Genomic DNA, 16,476 nt, shown 5'->3' on the forward strand with positions numbered 1-16,476 from the left:
CCTATAAGGTCAGGGTGAAGCGTTCTTCACCCCTGGCCAGGATCACCTGGTCGCTGTCGATACGTTCCAGCATCCAGCCGTCGGCCAAGGCCGCGCCGGGATAGAGGCGCTTGCCGCTTTCGCTGATCACATAGGGGTTGTTGCCGAACCACACCGCCTGGAAGCGCACCCGTGGACGGGCGACATCGGCCTGGGCGGTGACCGTGCTGTGCAGCATCACCTGCTGGCCGTAGCGCTGGTCGTAGTCCTGGCGTACGGCGAGCCAGCGCGCCTTCTGCGTCAGGTCCAGGCGCCCCTCGGCCACCAGTTGCCCGCCTGCTTCGCTGAGCCGTACGCCTTCCAGGCCGTTGGCCAGCAACTGCTGCCCCAGCCATTGATGGGCCTGCGCCAGCGAAGGCAGCTGCGGCGCGCGCGGTACGGGGGTCACGCTGGCGGCCAGGGGCTTGGGTGGCTCGCCACGCATGGCGTAGGCGAAGGCGCAGATCAGCATCAGGCCCAGCGCCAGCGCGACGTGGGTGCGGGTGAATGCCGAGGCGTGCTGGGGCTGTGCGATTGCGGCAGCGGCGCGCGCGGGCTGTTCGTGCTCCAGGCTCAACTGCGCCTCGCCCAAGGCGATACGCAGCGGCAACTGAGCGCGATAACCGCTGCCGAGCGGAACGATGATCGCCCGCCCCTGCTGGTCTTCGACCCGCACTTCGCCGCCCACGGCCTCGACTGCGACCTTGCCGTCTGCCAGGCGCAATACCAGATGGCGGGGCTCGACGCCCGGGTCATTGAGAATGAAGTCGGCATCAGGTGTGCTGCCGAAGGTGTACTGGGTGCCGTCCAGACTGATCCGGCCACCCTGGTGCAGACCCTGGGTGACGCTGAGTACCGGCTTGGAGGCTGTCGCGCCACCGGTGACGGCGGCCAGAGCGGTAAGGGCTGTCATGGGCGGGGCACCACCGTGAATACCACGGGCAACGGCCATTCAGACCCTTGCCGAAAAATGCGTCGTTGCAAGACATGCGGGCGGAGCAACCCCCGCCCGCAAGGCACAACGTCAGTTCTGCGGACGCTGTTTGGTGGCGTCGAGCTCAGCCTTCTTGGCAGTGGTCAGCTCGGTGATCTGGGCCGACTTCTCGATAGCCATGTTGAAAGTGGCTTCCATCTTGGCGATTGCTGCATCTGCGCCGCCACCGCTGCTTGCTGGAGGTACGTTGCTCATGGTGATACTCCTTCAGGATAGGGATTCGTAAGAAGCCGCTTTGAGGCGGGTAGAAGTCCGTGCAAGACAGCGACCGAAGGGGATGTAGGCAGTCGCTCTCTAACACGGGGCCCATGTTAGGCAATGAATATTCGCCACTGCTGTGAAACGTTGTGAAAGGTTGGGAAAACTCTTGATACAAATCACCATGCAGCGTCTCTACACAGGCTACAAGCCAGGCACAGCAAGGCCTTCAGCTGGAAGGCCGAATACCTTTGATTGTCTCGGATTGGGTAAAACGCGCTGTTTTTCTGGTCGAAACAGCCGGCAGTGAAGTTCAGTTACCGAACAAACGTAGTCACCCAGGAGGCACTACAGGGCAAATATTACAAGGCGGCAGGATGAACGGATAAATAATGAATTCTGTGAACTCAATCAACTTTGCGCCTGCAGAAACAGCGAGAACAACTCGGACTGTGACTTGATGCCCAATTTGCTGTACATGTGCTTGCGGTGCACTTTCACGGTCTCGGCGGATATCGCCAGCTTGCGCGCTATTTCCTTGCTCGAACAACCACTGAGCATCAAGCGCCCGACTTCCAGTTCCCGTGCAGTCAGAGGTGTCTGCAGCGCCTCGACGGTTTCCTCCAGGCGACTCTGCCAGCGTGGCGCCGGTGGCGTAGCCTGCTCCAGTAATTCACGCTCGAACGTCATGCGCTGGCGCATCAGCCCGGCCACCCAGGGGCGCAGCAGGTCGAGCAGGGTGATCTGCTCGGCGCTGAAACGCCCCTTGGTCCCCAGCGACAGGCACAAGGTGCGCTCTTTCTCGAGCTGGACATTGAACTGCACCTCGTCGGCGACCACGTTCAGGCGAAAATAGCGCTGGTAGTAGTCGGTCTGCTCGAAGCACTCCGGCGCCACGTCCGCCAGCTGGAACAGGCCGCTGCCCGGCGCCTCGCGGCTGGCGATGTAGAACGGGTCGAGCAGGTACAGGCCCTTGAGGTAGTCCTGGAACAGCGGGTCGGGCCCGCCATCCTCGCCTGGACACTCGGCGAACACTTGCGGTCTACCATTGCTGAAGAGCAAGGCCACCCAGCTGTCGAACGGCACATACTGATCGAGCAGGCGCACCAGGGCGAGCCAGAAGCCGGGCTTGTCGAGCGTCTCGACCAGGTGACCGACCGAGCGGTGCCAGGCCAGGTCCTGCAGCGTAAGGTTCATGCCTCTACCCCTGTTGGGTTACCACGTGGGCGTAATTACCCCTGATACGGTGCCCGACGCATACTCGGGCAAGCCTTGCCTCGGTCCGATGCGCATTCTGACCGTTTTTCACCGGGCGGTCATGTCACCGCCATGGCTCGGGCATTTCAATAAAAGATTGGGTCTATGAGAACAGCAATGAAGGTCGAACTCGTGCAACTGGTGGGCCGCGACGGTGACACCGCCTACAACCTGAGCCGCACCCTGGAGGCGATCCACGCCTGCCCTGCCGGCACCGACCTGGTGGTCTTCCCTGAAACCCAGCTGATGGGGTTCCCCAGCGAAGACAACATCGCAACCCTCGCCGAACCCCTTGACGGCCCAAGCGTACGCGCCGTGCAACAGGCAGCGCGCGAACGTGACGTCGGCGTGGTGGTCGGCATGGCCGAAGCGGGGGAAGACGGCCGCTTCTACAACACCACCCTGCTGATCACCGCTGAAGGCATCGCCCTGAAATACCGCAAGACCCACCTGTGGGCGTCGGACCGCGGCATCTTCACTCCGGGCGACCGCTACGCCACCACGCTGTTCAAGGGGGTGCGGGTCGGCTTGCTGATCTGTTTCGACATCGAGTTCCCCGAAAGCGCCCGCGCCCTCGGCCAACTGGGCGTCGAGCTGATCCTGGTGACCAACGGCAACATGGATCCCTACGGGCCGACCCACCGCACCGCGATCAGTGGCCGCGCCATGGAAAACCAGGCATTCGCGGTGATGGTCAACCGCGTCGGCGAGGGTGATGGCGCCCTGGTGTTCGCCGGCGGCAGCGCGGTGGTCGACCCGTACGGGCAGTTGCTCTGCGAAGCCGGGCGCGAGGAGTGCCGCATCGGGCTGGAACTGGACCTGGCGCAACTGGATGTTGCCCGTCGCGACTACAGCTACCTGGCCGAGCGCCGCTTTGTCCTGCCGGGTGAAGTGCGCGAGCACGATAACGGCCTGCGCGAGCTGATCATCGATAACCGCTGACACCACCGCATCTATAGGGAACTCAACAATCCTGAGGGTCACGCAGACTGCAAAGCGCTGACCCGCGACGGGCAAGGGATGCCATTTTTTGCGTCGATTTCGACTCTGCATAACAAACATAATCTGGAGTAAGCAGTAATGGCCCGACTCAAGCGAACCCTTTCGCTCAGTGCGGTGGTGCTGTTCGGCATCGCCTACATGACCCCGATCATCGTCCTCGGCACCTTCGGCATCCTCGCCGACACCACTGGCGGCGTGGTCCCCTCGGCGTACCTCGCCGCCTCCGTCGCCATGCTGTTCACCGCCCTGAGCTACGGGCGCATGGCCGCCGCTTTCCCGGTGGCGGGCTCGGCGTACACCTATGTGCGCAAGTCGATCAGCCCGAAACTGGGCTTCCTGGCCGGCTGGGGCGTGCTGCTCGACTACCTGTTCCTGCCCATGGCCATCTGGCTGATCGGCGCAGCCTACCTGCACTCGGCCTTCCCCGCCGTGCCACAGGCGCTGTGGGTGCTGGCGTTCATCGGCGTGACCACGGCGATCAACGTGGTCGGCCTGCGCCTGGCAAAGAACATCAACGGCGCGCTGATGCTGGTGCAGTTCCTCGTGCTGGCGGCCTTCGTGGTGTTGGCGATCCACTATGTGCTGGGGGACGCGAGCAAACCGCTGTGGTCGCTTGAGCCGTTCTTCAAGGAAGGCGTGCAACTGCCGCTGATCATGAGCGGTGCAGCGATTGCCTGCTATTCGTTCCTGGGCTTCGATGCCGTGAGTACCCTGACCGAGGAAACCCACGAGCCGCGCAAGAACATCCCGCGGGCAATCCTGCTGATTACCCTGATCGGTGGCTTCCTGTTCATCGCCGCCAGCTACTTCGTGCAGCTTGCCCACCCCTCCACCCAGTTCGAAAACGCCGACTCGGCGGCCTACGAGATCGCCCGCAACATCGGTGGCGACCTGTTCGTCAGCCTGTTCCTGGTCGGCTTGATCGTCGGTCAGTTCACCTCGGGGCTGTCCGCCCAGGCCAGCGCCTCGCGCTTGCTGTTCGCCATGGGGCGTGACGGTGTACTGCCCAAGGCATTCTTCGGGCGCCTGAGCGAGCGCTTCGGCACCCCGGTCGGCAGCATCGTGCTGTGCGGCGTGGTGGCGCTGCTGGCGTTGCACATGGATGTCACGACCTCCACCTCGTTCATCAACTTCGGCGCCTTCCTGGCCTTCAGCCTGGTCAACCTGTCGGTGGTGTTCCACTACTGGATCGGCCGTGGCGAACGCGGGCCACGCGCGGTGCTGCTGTTCCTGGTGTTCCCGCTGATCGGTCTGGGGGCAGACCTGTGGCTGATGGTGAGCCTGGATCACCTGGCGATCTACCTGGGCCTGGCCTGGCTGGCGGCGGGCATCCTGTATCTGGCCGTGCTGACGGGTGGGTTCAGCAAGCAGCCGCCAGAGATGCATTTCGAAGAAGCGTGATCGGATCGCATCGGCCTGTGGGGCGGGTTTGCCCGCCCCACAGGCCTTTCACTGCCGTAAAACGTTGTGAATTCCCGTGCACTGAAACCTTTGCTTACATCTTGCTCTGCTACCGTCGAGCCGCCTCGAGGGTCGCCGAGCGTCCAGCAACACTGACACGCCTTGCGCCCTTTCTGCCCCGACGAAAGGAGTTTCACGGCATGTCGACCAGCCCCCTCACCCGTAGCGCCGACATCAAACTGTCAGAGCCACGCGACCACAAGCCCGCCGCCACCTTCCGCGTGCTGCTCGCCAACAGCGAGCGCAACGCCGACAGCTACCGCAGCGCCAAGCCCGACGAGCAGATGCCTGCATTGGGCGAGCTGGCCTCGATCGAAGCCCCTGGCGCCCAGGGGGCCGACACCGTGCGCTACGTGACGACCGCAGGCGACGCCGTGCTGGTCAGCAAGGCCACCAACCCCAAGCTCTACCAACAGATCGTCGAGGCCCGCCCGGCACTGGAGGCCATCGCCAAGAGCAAGCAGGACGGCTACGAACTGCTCGGCAAGGACGCCCAGGCCCCCGCTACCCTCGCTGACTACAAGGCCATCGGTGCCGCTGACGAAGTCGGCCCCGGGCTGATCCGCTACCAGACCGCCGACGGCAAGGCCTACATCGTCGCCGAGCAGGACAACCCTGACCTGTTCAAACAGGTCTCGCAGGACTACAAGGCACTCTCGGGCATCAACAGCAGTATCGCCGATGGCTACCAATGGGCCGGCGCCGACCAGCAGGTACCCGGCACGCTTGGCGATTTCCGCGCCGTGGGCCCGGCCGAGGAAGTCGGGCCGGGCGTGATCCGCTATGAGACTCAGGATGGCAGCAAGTACGTGGTGTCCGAGCGCGACAATCCCGAGCTGTACAAGGCCGCCGCCAGTGCCTATGACAGCCTCTCGGGCCTGCAGGCCAGCGAAGCCGACGGCTACCGGCGCGCCACCGACAATGAAGTCTGGCCGCCCTTCGACGGCACGGCCATCGGTGCCCGCGACGAGGTCGGCCCGGACCTTATCCGCTACGAACACAATGGCGAGAAAGTGGTGGTCGCCCGCGACGACAACCCCAAGCTGTTCGATTACCTGGCCGGCCTGCACGAGGTCTACAGCGACCCGGCCAAGGCTGGCGACATCCGCACCGCACTGGACAACGGTGCCGTGCTGGCCGATGCCAACACCCAGGCCCCGGGCCTGAACGACTACAAGGGCTTCGGCTGGACAACCGGCCAGGAAGACAATGTCCTCACCTACGAAACCCACGACGGCACCAAGGTCGTGGTCTCGCGCGACATCTCGCCGGAGCTGTTCAAGCAGGTGGCGACCGCCAACGACACCTGGGGCAAGATCCACGACAGCGAGAAGGAGGGCTACAAGCTCGCCGGCCCCAACGATTTTCTCAAGAACAAGGACATGTCCTTCGGCTCGCCGGACGAGCTGGGCGATGGCCTGATCCGCTTCGAGACCGACGAGGGCAAGTTCATCGTCTCCAAGGAGCTGAGCCCACAGCTGTACGACGAAGTGGTCGGCAAGTGGGAAGGCTGGACCAAGGGCGAGGTCGATGAGACCCGCAGCAAGTACAACCTGCCACCGCGCGAGGAACTCGATGCGCTCAATCTCAAGACCGGGGTCAAGGCCGATGAGAAGGATGCATCCTCGCCCGAACTGACCGTGGGCGAGTTGGCCACCAAGGAGTTGCTCGACAGCTACCGCAAGGGCGTGCAGGACGGCTCGATCGCCAAGGACGACCCGCGCGCCAAGCTGGTCCGCGCCCTCGAAGCGCAGGCTGCCTACCAGAACGGCCGCGGCATCACCGGCTACGAGGAAGAGCCCGGCGCCTTCGGCGGCACATGGCGGGTGTTCGACAAGGAGCAGACCGAGCTCACCTCCGCCGACATGCACGACATCATCGACGGCGGCAAGCTCAAGGAGCAGATCAGCACCCTGTTCGCCGACGAGACCATCCAGAAGGACTACAAGTCGAAGATGGACGATGCGCTCAACCGCATCCCCAACAAGGACGAGGTCAAGCAGAAGCTGCTCGACCTGACCAACAACCCCGACTACATCGCCTACCTCAAGGACCTGCAGAAGCAGGGCAAGGACCACGAGGCCAAGGAAGACCTCAACAATACGCTCTCGGCCTTGTCGTTGTTCGATCCGGAGGCGGCGACCAAGGCGGCCCAGTCGATCCAGGCCGACGGCCTGACCAGCGACCTCAATGACCTGGTCGGCGACCCGAGCAAGATTTCCGACGAGAACAAGGAGCTGGCTACCAAGGACCTGTTCGGCCTGCTCAAGAGTGTGCTCAAGGGCTCACTGCTGGACATGCCGCGGCGCACCCAGGAGGTCATCGAGAAGTTTCTCGAAGAGGGGCTGCAGGGCAAGCAGAAGTCCTCGGTGGTCACCAAGGTGCTCGAAGAGCTGTCGCAGATCGACATGGCCAAGGGCAGCATCAGCGAGGCCGACCTGAAGACCGTGCTGTCCAAGCCCTATGTGCCGATTGCCGACCGCGGCACCCTCGGCGAGGTGTTCAGCGCCCTCAACAGCAAGGGCATCCTCGGCACGCTGGGTGCCGGGGTGAACCTGTTCTCGGGCATCTATCAACTGGTCGGCCAGGGCGGCAAGCTGGGCGAGACCTGGCAGCAACGCCTGTCGATCGCCAAGGACTTCGTCAGTTTTGCCGGCGCTGGCAGCCACTTCGCCAAGGTCGGCGATGCCATCGGCGGGCTGGTCGGCAAGAGCGGGTTGGTCGATTTCCTCGGCCTGGACAAGACCCTGCCGGAGATCTGGGGCAAGGGCGGGATCCAGGAGCCGAAGTTCGAATTCAAGCTCAGCGAGCTGCCGGCGAGCACCAAGGCCAAGATCGCCGAAGCGCTCGATACCCTGCCCGGCAGCAAGCTCGGGGACTTTTCCGACGTGCTCGGTGACGGCGCGGGCAACGCCAACGCCGCCAAGAACGCCTATGGCGGCATTACCCAGCGCCTGGAGGACGCCGTATCAGCCTCCGGCACGGTCAAGCTGCCACCGGGCAAGGCGGCGAAGATTGCGGGGTCAGTGATCAAGGTACTGGGTCCGGCCACCGACCTTGCCGGTGGTTTCGCCGACATCGTCCTGGGGGCCTTCACCATCAAGAACGCAATCAAGGATGGCGATCCGCTGGCCAAGGCCTCCGGTGGCCTGCAGATCGCCGGCGGTGCCTTCGGTGCCTCGGCCGGTGTACTCGGTGCTGCCAGCCTGTTCGGTGCAGGCACGGCCGCAGCGCTGACCGGGCCTTTCTTCCTGGTGGGCGTGGTGCTGGGGGTGATCGGCGGGATCATCGGTTACTTCGTCGATCACAACAAACGGCAGAAGGCCAGCGAGAAGGAAAACGACTGGTACCGGGACCTGGCGGCCGATGGATTGTTGCAGGGCGACTGGGCGGACAAGGTCGAGTATGCCCACTACTCGATCCACCATTACGGCGACCGCGAGGCGCCGGAGGATGACAGCCTGTTCCGCTTCCAGGAGGCCGAATGGAAGCATTTCGACGAGACCCCGCAGAAGAATGGCTCGTCGAGCAACCGCCTGGACGACAAGTTGCACGTGGATCATTGAGCCACTGATTGCAATCCATCCCTGTGGTAGCGGGCTTGCCCGCGAAAAGAGCGCCGCGGTGGATGGCACCGGCTTCGCCGGTGTTCGCGGGCAAGCCCCGCTCCCACAGGGACTCGCTGCCACAAAGCACTGTAACCAGGCACAAAAAAGCCACGAGCCCGCCTGCGGCGATTCTCGTGGCTTTTCAGGCAACGGCCTGTCAGACGACAGGCCATCTCCTCAGGCAGCTTACAGCGCCATGTCGTTGGCAGCCTTGCTCTCGGCAGGTGCGGTCGACTCGACACCGGTGCTGGTCCCGACGCTCTGGTCGATGACCGGCGGCTTCTCCAGTTGCAGCACTTCAGCGGTGTAGTTCCACTCTTTCTGCACGGCAGCAGCGGAATCGTTCAGCTTGGTACCGTAGCTCGGCACGATTTCGCGGATGCGGGCCTGCCACTCAGGCGTAGCGACCTTCTCCTTGAACACGGTTTCCAGCACGTTGAGCATGATCGGCGCAGCGGTCGAGGCGCCTGGCGAAGCACCCAGCAGACCGGCGATGGTACGGTCCTGGGACGCCACCACTTCGGTGCCCAGCTTCAGCACACCGCCCTTCTCTTCGTCACGCTTGATGATCTGCACGCGCTGACCGGCCTGCCACAGGCGCCAGTCTTCTTTCTTGGCGTGCGGGAAGTAGGTGCGCAGGGCTTCGAAGCGGTCGTCATCCGACAGCATCACCTGGCCAGCGAGGTACTCGACCAGCGGGTACTGCTCGATGCCCACTTTGGTCATCGGCCAGACGTTGTGCAGGGTGGTGCTGCTCAGCAGGTCCAGGTACGAGCCGTTCTTCAGGAACTTGGTCGAGAAGGTGGCGAATGGCCCGAACAGGATCACGCGCTTGCCGTCCAGCACGCGGGTGTCCAGGTGTGGAACCGACATGGGTGGCGCGCCGGTCGAGGCGATGCCGTAGGCCTTGGCCATGTGCTGCATGGCAACGGTCGGGTTCTCGGTCACCAGGAACGAGCCGCCCACCGGGAAGCCTGCGTATTCCTTGGCTTCAGGAATGCCCGACTTCTGCAGCAGCTTCAGGGCGCCGCCGCCGGCACCGATGAACAGGAACTTGGCGTCGGTGGCAGAGGTGCTGCCATCCTTCAGGTTCTTGTACTCGACGTGCCAGGAGCCGTCCTTGTTGCGGGTGATGTCCTGCACTTCGCTGGACAGCTTCAGCTTGAAGTTGTCGCGGGTCTGCAGGTGGCCGACGAACTGGCGGGTGATCTCGCCGAAGTTGACGTCGGTGCCGATCGGCGTCCAGGTCACGGCCAGCTTCTGGTTCGGGTCACGCCCTTCCATCATCAGCGGGACCCACTTGGCGATCTGGGCGTGGTCTTCGGAGAACTGCATCGGGCGGAACAGCGGGCTCGCCTGCAGTGCTTCGTAACGCTTCTTCAGGAAGGCGATGTTGTCGTCGCCCCAGACGAAGCTCATGTGCGGGGTGGTGTTGATGAACGATTTCGGGTTCTTCAGCACGCCCTGGCGAACCTGCCAGGACCAGAACTGGCGCGACACCTGGAAGGCTTCGTTGATCTCGATCGCCTTGGAGATGTTGACCTTGCCGTCCTTGTCCATCGGGGTGTAGTTCAGCTCAGCCAGCGCGGAGTGGCCGGTACCGGCGTTGTTCCAGCCGTTGGAGCTTTCCTCGGCGACGCCATCCAGGCGCTCGACCATTTCCATCGACCAGCTCGGCTCCAGTTCGCTGAGCCATACGCCCAGGGTCGAACTCATGATGCCGCCGCCAATCAGGAGCACATCGACTTTCTTGGCTTCGTCGGCGTGCGCTTGCATGAAGCTCGCCGCGACAGCCAGACCCAGCAAGGTCTTGCCAGCTTTTTTGAACATTGATCACTTCCAGTCAGTAGAACGGAGGGGGGCCTGTGGCTGGCCCAGGTGTTTCTTGTTCTTCAGCGCAGGCTTTTTGTGATCATTGTTCAGCAGCCAGAGAACCCTTACACGCTTCAGCCATTGGTCTGATTGACCTGGGTCGGCTGAAACGATTGCGGATTGTAACCGAAACGCCAGCACAAACAAATTGGCGGCGGGAACGTCAAGGTGGCGGGTTGTCCCAGGGGCTCGCCCGGCACGTGGGCCGGGCGATTGGGAGGTTCAAAGCTCGGGATCGATATCCCCGGCGTACATATCCGACTCTTTATACAGGTCATGCACATGGCGCAGCAGCACCATGATCACCGCCGCCACCGGCAGCGCCAGCAGCACGCCGGTGAAGCCGAACAGCTCGCCGCCGGCCAGGATGGCGAAGATCACCGCCACCGGGTGAAGGCCAATGCGGTCGCCCACCAGCAGCGGGGTCAGCACCATGCCCTCGAGGGCCTGGCCGACCATGAACACCGCGACGATGCCCAGCATCGGGTACAGGTCGCCGCCGAACTGGAACAACCCGGCGATCAGCGCTGCACCGATGCCGACGATGAAGCCCATGTACGGCACGATGGCCGCCAACCCCGCCAGCAGGCCGATCAGCAGCCCCAGCTCGAGACCGATCAGCGACAGCCCGACCGCGTAGATCACGCCCAGCGCCAGCATGACCAGCAGCTGGCCGCGCACGAACGCCCCCAGCACCTCATGGCACTCACCCGCCAGCCCCACCACCTGGTCTTCACGCTGGCGCGGCAGCAGGCTGCGCAGCTTGGCCATCATCAGGTCCCAGTCACGCAGCAGGTAGAAGCCCACCACCGGGATCAGCACCAGGTTGGCCAGCCAGGCGATCAGCGCCAGGCTCGAGGCGGTGGCCTGGGACAGGACGATGCCGACGATGTCGGTGGTCTGGCCCATGTGCGCGCCGATGGCAGCCTTGATCTTGTCGAACTTCCAGAAGCCATCGGCCAGGCCCAGGCGGCTCTGCACCCACGGCAGGGCCACATGCTGCAGCCAGTCGAGCATCTGCGGCGCCAGCTCGTACAGGCGCAGCAACTGCTTGGCCAGCATCGGCACCAATACCAGCAGCAAGGCGAGGAATACCAGGGTGAACAGGCTGAACACCACCACCACACCCCAGGTGCGCGACAGGCCCAGGCGCTCCAGGCGATCGACCAGCGGGTCGGCCAGGTACGCCAGCAGGATGCCCACCAGGAACGGCGAGAGGATGTTGTGCAGCAGGTACAGCAGGACGGCGATCAGCAGGGCTATGCCCAACCATACCCAACGGCGTACATCAGTCATGTTCGCGGCTCCTTACCAGCGAAAACGCAGGCCATCGAACGGCTTTGGCGCAGCCGCCTGCGGGGCGACCGCCTGGCCAGGCGCTGCCTCGGCTACGGGAGCGGGAGCGGGAGCGGCGGCAGGCGCCGGATCGACGGGCACCTCCTGCAGATGCGCCAGCCCCAGTTGCGCGCGCAGTTGTTCGCGATTGCCGGTGACCGTATAGGTCAGGGTGTCGCCGTCGGCCATCTGCAGCCGCGGGCCATAGGGCTCGAGCACACGCAGCAGTTCGGCGTAGCGCTGCAGGTTCATGCCCTGCACCTGGACCTGCAGGTCGCTGCTCGCGCCCGGGCGGGTGACGTAACGGGGTGCCAGGCGTGTACTGATCGCCAGCATCACCGCGTCGGCCAGCGCGGCCTGGTCGGCCCCCTCTGCCGTGCCCTGCTCGCGCTGCTCGCCCAGCCACAGTTGCCATTTGCCTTGCCACTTGCCGTCGGCTTCGTGGGCGTGCACAGCCAGCAGGGCATCGGCGCCATAGCGCTCGGACGCCTCACGCAGCGGCGCCGGGTCGTTGCCTTCGAGCTGCTTGGCATTGGCCACCAGTTGTTCCTGCAGGTCGGCCAGCGGCAGGCGCAGCGGCAGGCCACGGTGCTGGGCTGCGCGACGCAGCGGCTCGGCGCTGCTCTGGCCATCTCCGACCAGGCTGCTGCCCTCGACACTGTCGTACAGCCACCAGCCAAGAATCGACGGCCGGTTGCTGCCCCACAGGGCCAGGCCGCCCTGGCGCAGGGCGCGCTCGGTGCTGCCGGGGTCGAATTCCACCACCACCGATTCAGGTGGGCCGGCGTCGCTGCCAACCTGATTGACGATCTGTTGCGGATCCTTGCGCAGGGCGACCACCGCCGGGTTCTGCGTCGCCTTGGCATCGCCGGTCAGACGCAGCACCAGGGTGTCGAGTGCCTTGGCGGTGGCCTGGGTCCGCGCCTCGCTGCCCTGCCCATCGACAGGCTCGCGGACCTGGTAAAGCCCCGATACGGTCTCGGCCTGTGCCGTTGCACCGATCAGCCCTATGCAAACCACTGCCAGGTAATTGAGAAAACGCATGAAGGATTCCTGTCCAGATGACTTTCAGGGCAGAAGCTACAAGCTGCACGCTGTCAGCGGCAAGCAAAAGCGCGCGCCGGTGCTGTCTGTCTTCTCTTATAGCCTACCGCTCGCCACTTGCCGTTCAATGGAGGATGGCCGCTGCCGGGCAACCCTGATAAAATCGCGCGCCTTCGCAGACCAGTCACGTACAGGCAGCCGCCGCCTCCCGAGCCGGCCTTGGCCGCGCTGGTCGTTTTCCTGAATCCCTCCCCCTTAAAGGCCTGGATCAATGAGCAAGCAACCCTCCCTGAGCTACAAAGACGCCGGTGTAGACATCGACGCCGGCGAAGCACTGGTCGAACGCATCAAGGGCGTCGCCAAGCGCACCGCACGCCCTGAAGTCATGGGTGGCCTGGGCGGCTTCGGCGCCCTCTGCGAGATCCCGGCCGGCTACAAGCAGCCGGTGCTGGTCTCCGGCACCGACGGCGTCGGCACCAAGCTGCGCCTGGCGCTGAACCTGAACAAGCACGACAGCATCGGCCAGGACCTGGTCGCCATGTGCGTCAACGACCTGGTGGTCTGCGGCGCCGAGCCTCTGTTCTTCCTCGACTACTACGCCACCGGCAAGCTGAATGTCGACGTGGCCGCCACCGTGGTCACCGGCATCGGCGCCGGTTGCGAACTGGCCGGTTGCTCGCTGGTCGGTGGTGAGACCGCCGAGATGCCAGGCATGTATGAAGGCGAAGACTACGACCTGGCCGGTTTCTGCGTCGGCGTGGTGGAGAAGTCGGAAATCATCGACGGCTCGAAAGTGGTCACCGGCGACGCCCTGATCGCCCTGCCTTCCTCCGGCCCGCACTCCAACGGCTACTCGCTGATCCGCAAGATCCTCGAAGTGTCCGGCACCGACATCGAGAACACCCAGCTCGACGGCCAGCCGCTGACCGACCTGCTGATGGCGCCGACCCGCATCTACGTCAAGCCACTGCTGGAGCTGATCAAGAAGACCGGCGCGGTCAAGGCCATGGCCCACATCACCGGTGGCGGCCTGCTGGACAACATCCCGCGCGTCCTGCCAAAAGGCGCCCAGGCCGTGGTCGACGTGGCTAGCTGGCAGCGCCCGGCGGTGTTCGACTTCCTGCAACAGAAAGGCAACGTCGACGAGCACGAGATGCACCGCGTACTGAACTGCGGCGTGGGCATGGTCATCTGCGTGGCCCAGGATCAGGTCGACAACGCCCTGAACGTCCTGCGCCAGGCCGGTGAGCAGCCTTGGGTGATCGGCCGCATCGACGTGGCCGCCGAAGGCGCTGCCCAAGTCGAGCTGCAGAACCTCAAGGCACACTGATGCCGAGCAAGACCTGCAATGTCGTAGTACTGCTGTCGGGCTCCGGCAGCAACCTGCAAGCCCTGATCGACAGCATCCACGCCGAACACGGTAGCGCGCGGATCCGCGCGGTGATTTCCAACCGCCCCGACGCTTTTGGCCTGCAACGGGCCAAAGCCGCCGGGATCGACACCGCCGTGCTCGAGCACGGCGGTTTCGACGGGCGCGAAGCATTCGACGCGGCGCTGGTGCAACTGATCGATGGCTTCGCCCCCGACCTGGTGGTGCTGGCCGGCTTCATGCGCATCCTCAGTGGCGACTTCGTGCGCCACTACCAGGGTCGCCTGCTCAACATCCACCCGTCGCTGCTGCCCAAGTACAAAGGGCTGCACACTCACCAGCGGGCCCTGGATGCCGGTGACGCCGAGCACGGCTGCAGTGTTCATTTCGTCACCGAGGAACTCGACGGCGGGCCCTTGGTCGTACAGGCTGTGGTAGCGGTCGCGCCAGGCGACGATGCGCAGAGCCTGGCACAACGGGTCCACCAACAGGAACACCAGATCTACCCGCTGGCGGTGCGCTGGTTCGCCGAAGGACGCTTGCGCCTGGGCGAACAAGGTGCATTACTGGATGGCCAGCCGCTGGCGGCCAGCGGTCACTTGATTCGACCCTAGGAGAATATATGCGTCGCGCCCTGCTATTGGCTCTCGCCGTGCTCGCCCTGCCCCTCCAGGCAGCTGATCTGAAGCCTTTCTCGGCCAGCTACACCGCCGACTGGAAACAGCTGCCCATGAGCGGCACCGCAGAACGCAGCCTGGTCAAGAACGCCAACGGTACCTGGGACCTCAACTTCAAAGCCTCCATGATGATCGCCAGCCTGACCGAACAGAGCACGGTGCGCATGGACAACGACACCCTGCTGCCGCAGAAGTATCACTTCGAGCGCGGTGGCCTGGGCAAGGCGAAGAAGGTCGACCTGGACTTCGACTGGAACAGCAAGAAAGTCACCGGTAGCGACCGTGGCGATGCGATCAGCCTGCCGCTCAACCGTGGGGTGCTGGACAAGTCGTCCTATCAACTGGCCCTGCAACATGACGTGGCGGCGGGCAAGAAGAGCATGACGTACCAGGTGGTCGACGGTGACGAGATCGACACCTACGACTTCCGCGTGCTGGGCACCGAGAAGGTTGCCACCAAGACCGGCCAGGTCGATGCGGTCAAGGTCGAGCGCGTGCGCGACCCAAGCCAGAGCAAGCGCATCACCGAGCTGTGGTTCGCCAAGGACTGGGACTACCTGCTGGTGCAACTGCGCCAGGTCGAGACCGATGGCAAGGAATACGTGATCGTGCTGCAGGATGGTACGGTCGATGGCAGGACGGTGAAAGGCAACTGATCTCTTCCCTGCGCTGTAACCTGCTGTAGCCCGAGCCCCGCCTAGTGCGGGGCTTTGTTTTGGCTTGCAGAAGCAAGCGCAGCGCGTTTCATGAACATAGTTTCATCGTCGTTTTATTTACTTAGCCTGCTAACAAACTCTATAAAGAAGGTGTGCGACACAGTGTCGCAGACCAACAGAAGTGGAGTTTACCGATGACTGTCCAAGTAACCGAACGCGACGAATCGAGAATGTCCCACGAAGGCCTGGCCGCTGGCGTGCGGATCTGGGACGTACACCAGCAGGGCCAACTGGTCGGCATGTTCCACAACGAGCATGAAGCCCACCAGTACCGCCAGGAGCTCGAGACCCTCGAGAGCCAACGCGGCACACAATAAGATCTCCCCCACGAAAAACCCCGCCTGAGCGGGGTTTTCGTCATTTACCACATCAGATCGTCAGGGATCTTGTAGGCCGCATATGGATCGTCTTCATCGGCCTCCTCGACATGGGTGTTGAGCAGCAGGATGCGCTTGGGATCGCGTTCCTGGATCTTCACCGCCGCCTCGCGCGGGATCACTTCGTAGCCGCCGCCATGGGCGACGATCGCCAGCGAACCGTTGCTCAGCTTGCTGCGCATCAGGGCGTTGACGGCAATGCGCTTGACCTTCTTGTCGTCGACGAAGTTGTAGTAGTCCTCGGTGGTCAGCTTGGGCAGGCGGGTCGCCTCGATCAATTGCTTGACCTGCGCGGCACGCGCCTTCTGCTCGGCCTTCTCCTGCACCTGGCGGTTCAGTTCCTGGTCCTTTTTGGCCTTGTCGGCCATGGCTTCCTTGGCCAGGCGCTGCTGGCTGTCGTCCACCTCGACCTGGCCCTTGTGTTCCAGGCGTTTCTGTTTCTTCTCGGCCTTGTTGGTCTGGGAGACCTGCTTCTGGTTGACCAGACCGGCCTTGAGCAATTGATCGCGAAGGGAAAGGCTCATCGGTGTTCACTCACTTATGCATCG

Annotated in this window: 14 protein-coding genes; 7 read left to right on the forward strand and 7 right to left on the reverse strand. The window is 63.7% G+C overall.

Going from position 1 to position 16,476, the window contains the following annotated elements:
• Nucleotide 1 precedes the first annotated feature (1 nt).
• The 3 genes from IAE40_RS16390 to IAE40_RS16400 all read right to left on the reverse strand — a co-directional run bounded on the left by IAE40_RS16390 (nucleotide 2) and on the right by IAE40_RS16400 (nucleotide 2,407).
• Nucleotides 2-931 carry a SctD/MshK family protein gene (locus IAE40_RS16390; protein WP_200603545.1) on the reverse strand — a complete coding sequence of 310 codons (930 nt, stop codon included), beginning with the start codon at nucleotides 929-931 and terminating at the stop codon, nucleotides 2-4.
• A 111-nt stretch (nucleotides 932-1,042) separates the two neighbouring features.
• Complete coding sequence (locus IAE40_RS16395) at nucleotides 1,043-1,207, reverse strand: hypothetical protein (RefSeq protein ID WP_172964786.1); 165 nt, start codon at nucleotides 1,205-1,207, stop codon at nucleotides 1,043-1,045.
• Between the two features lie 414 nt (nucleotides 1,208-1,621).
• On the reverse strand, nucleotides 1,622-2,407 hold the full coding sequence (locus IAE40_RS16400; RefSeq protein WP_054892881.1) for a helix-turn-helix transcriptional regulator: 786 nt from the start codon (nucleotides 2,405-2,407) through the stop codon (nucleotides 1,622-1,624).
• Between the two features lie 177 nt (nucleotides 2,408-2,584).
• Between IAE40_RS16400 and IAE40_RS16405 the strand changes: the two genes are divergently transcribed.
• The 3 genes from IAE40_RS16405 to IAE40_RS16415 all read left to right on the forward strand — a co-directional run bounded on the left by IAE40_RS16405 (nucleotide 2,585) and on the right by IAE40_RS16415 (nucleotide 8,496).
• A complete protein-coding gene (locus tag IAE40_RS16405) occupies nucleotides 2,585-3,409 on the forward strand; it encodes a carbon-nitrogen hydrolase family protein (RefSeq protein ID WP_063543604.1) in 825 nt (274 codons plus the stop codon).
• Between the two features lie 138 nt (nucleotides 3,410-3,547).
• On the forward strand, nucleotides 3,548-4,870 hold the full coding sequence (locus IAE40_RS16410; protein WP_112897678.1) for an APC family permease: 1,323 nt from the start codon (nucleotides 3,548-3,550) through the stop codon (nucleotides 4,868-4,870).
• Between the two features lie 200 nt (nucleotides 4,871-5,070).
• A complete protein-coding gene (locus IAE40_RS16415) occupies nucleotides 5,071-8,496 on the forward strand; it encodes a hypothetical protein (RefSeq protein ID WP_151924253.1) in 3,426 nt (1,141 codons plus the stop codon).
• A 228-nt stretch (nucleotides 8,497-8,724) separates the two neighbouring features.
• On the opposite strand, the gene mqo is transcribed toward IAE40_RS16415, so the two are convergent.
• From mqo to IAE40_RS16430, 3 genes are all read right to left on the reverse strand, one after another.
• Nucleotides 8,725-10,368 carry a malate dehydrogenase (quinone) gene (gene mqo, locus IAE40_RS16420; protein WP_125930518.1) on the reverse strand — a complete coding sequence of 548 codons (1,644 nt, stop codon included), beginning with the start codon at nucleotides 10,366-10,368 and terminating at the stop codon, nucleotides 8,725-8,727.
• A gap of 264 nt (nucleotides 10,369-10,632) precedes the next feature.
• Nucleotides 10,633-11,706 (reverse strand): AI-2E family transporter, encoded by a 1,074-nt coding sequence (locus IAE40_RS16425; RefSeq protein WP_054892889.1) that lies wholly within the window; start codon nucleotides 11,704-11,706, stop codon nucleotides 10,633-10,635.
• A 12-nt stretch (nucleotides 11,707-11,718) separates the two neighbouring features.
• The gene (locus IAE40_RS16430; protein WP_200603546.1) at nucleotides 11,719-12,789 is read right to left on the reverse strand and encodes a DUF2066 domain-containing protein; all 1,071 of its coding nucleotides are present in this window, start codon (nucleotides 12,787-12,789) and stop codon (nucleotides 11,719-11,721) included.
• Between the two features lie 271 nt (nucleotides 12,790-13,060).
• Here IAE40_RS16430 and purM point away from each other — a divergent pair, with 271 nt between their 5' ends.
• From purM to IAE40_RS16450, 4 genes are all read left to right on the forward strand, one after another.
• The gene (purM, locus tag IAE40_RS16435; RefSeq protein ID WP_054892891.1) at nucleotides 13,061-14,119 is read left to right on the forward strand and encodes a phosphoribosylformylglycinamidine cyclo-ligase; all 1,059 of its coding nucleotides are present in this window, start codon (nucleotides 13,061-13,063) and stop codon (nucleotides 14,117-14,119) included.
• The gene (gene purN / locus IAE40_RS16440; RefSeq protein ID WP_065861396.1) at nucleotides 14,119-14,772 is read left to right on the forward strand and encodes a phosphoribosylglycinamide formyltransferase; all 654 of its coding nucleotides are present in this window, start codon (nucleotides 14,119-14,121) and stop codon (nucleotides 14,770-14,772) included. The genes purM and purN overlap by 1 nt, the downstream gene beginning before the upstream one ends.
• An 8-nt stretch (nucleotides 14,773-14,780) precedes the next feature.
• The gene (locus tag IAE40_RS16445) at nucleotides 14,781-15,491 is read left to right on the forward strand and encodes a DUF3108 domain-containing protein (RefSeq protein ID WP_054892893.1); all 711 of its coding nucleotides are present in this window, start codon (nucleotides 14,781-14,783) and stop codon (nucleotides 15,489-15,491) included.
• Between the two features lie 194 nt (nucleotides 15,492-15,685).
• Complete coding sequence (locus IAE40_RS16450) at nucleotides 15,686-15,868, forward strand: hypothetical protein (RefSeq protein ID WP_054892894.1); 183 nt, start codon at nucleotides 15,686-15,688, stop codon at nucleotides 15,866-15,868.
• 44 nt (nucleotides 15,869-15,912) lie between these two features.
• On the opposite strand, the gene IAE40_RS16455 is transcribed toward IAE40_RS16450, so the two are convergent.
• Entirely contained in the window at nucleotides 15,913-16,452 is a 540-nt protein-coding gene (locus tag IAE40_RS16455) for a DUF2058 domain-containing protein (protein ID WP_054892895.1), read from the reverse strand.
• Nucleotides 16,453-16,476 lie beyond the last annotated feature (24 nt).

It is taken from the genome of Pseudomonas sp. S44, assembly GCF_016624805.1.
GTDB classification, from domain to species: domain Bacteria; phylum Pseudomonadota; class Gammaproteobacteria; order Pseudomonadales; family Pseudomonadaceae; genus Aquipseudomonas; species Aquipseudomonas machongensis.

Bases quoted from the DNA above. Each gene is read 5' to 3' on its own strand.
- IAE40_RS16425 (WP_054892889.1), bottom strand. From the start codon at position 11,706: ATGACTGATGTACGCCGTTGGGTATGGTTGGGCATAGCCCTGCTGATC.
- IAE40_RS16390 (WP_200603545.1), bottom strand. From the start codon at position 931: ATGACAGCCCTTACCGCTCTGGCCGCCGTCACCGGTGGCGCGACAGCC.
- mqo (WP_125930518.1), bottom strand. From the start codon at position 10,368: ATGTTCAAAAAAGCTGGCAAGACCTTGCTGGGTCTGGCTGTCGCGGCG.
- IAE40_RS16455 (WP_054892895.1), bottom strand. From the start codon at position 16,452: ATGAGCCTTTCCCTTCGCGATCAATTGCTCAAGGCCGGTCTGGTCAAC.
- IAE40_RS16445 (WP_054892893.1), top strand. From the start codon at position 14,781: ATGCGTCGCGCCCTGCTATTGGCTCTCGCCGTGCTCGCCCTGCCCCTC.
- IAE40_RS16405 (WP_063543604.1), top strand. From the start codon at position 2,585: ATGAAGGTCGAACTCGTGCAACTGGTGGGCCGCGACGGTGACACCGCC.
- IAE40_RS16415 (WP_151924253.1), top strand. From the start codon at position 5,071: ATGTCGACCAGCCCCCTCACCCGTAGCGCCGACATCAAACTGTCAGAG.
- purM (WP_054892891.1), top strand. From the start codon at position 13,061: ATGAGCAAGCAACCCTCCCTGAGCTACAAAGACGCCGGTGTAGACATC.
- purN (WP_065861396.1), top strand. From the start codon at position 14,119: ATGCCGAGCAAGACCTGCAATGTCGTAGTACTGCTGTCGGGCTCCGGC.
- IAE40_RS16395 (WP_172964786.1), bottom strand. From the start codon at position 1,207: ATGAGCAACGTACCTCCAGCAAGCAGCGGTGGCGGCGCAGATGCAGCA.
- IAE40_RS16450 (WP_054892894.1), top strand. From the start codon at position 15,686: ATGACTGTCCAAGTAACCGAACGCGACGAATCGAGAATGTCCCACGAA.
- IAE40_RS16410 (WP_112897678.1), top strand. From the start codon at position 3,548: ATGGCCCGACTCAAGCGAACCCTTTCGCTCAGTGCGGTGGTGCTGTTC.
- IAE40_RS16430 (WP_200603546.1), bottom strand. From the start codon at position 12,789: ATGCGTTTTCTCAATTACCTGGCAGTGGTTTGCATAGGGCTGATCGGT.
- IAE40_RS16400 (WP_054892881.1), bottom strand. From the start codon at position 2,407: ATGAACCTTACGCTGCAGGACCTGGCCTGGCACCGCTCGGTCGGTCAC.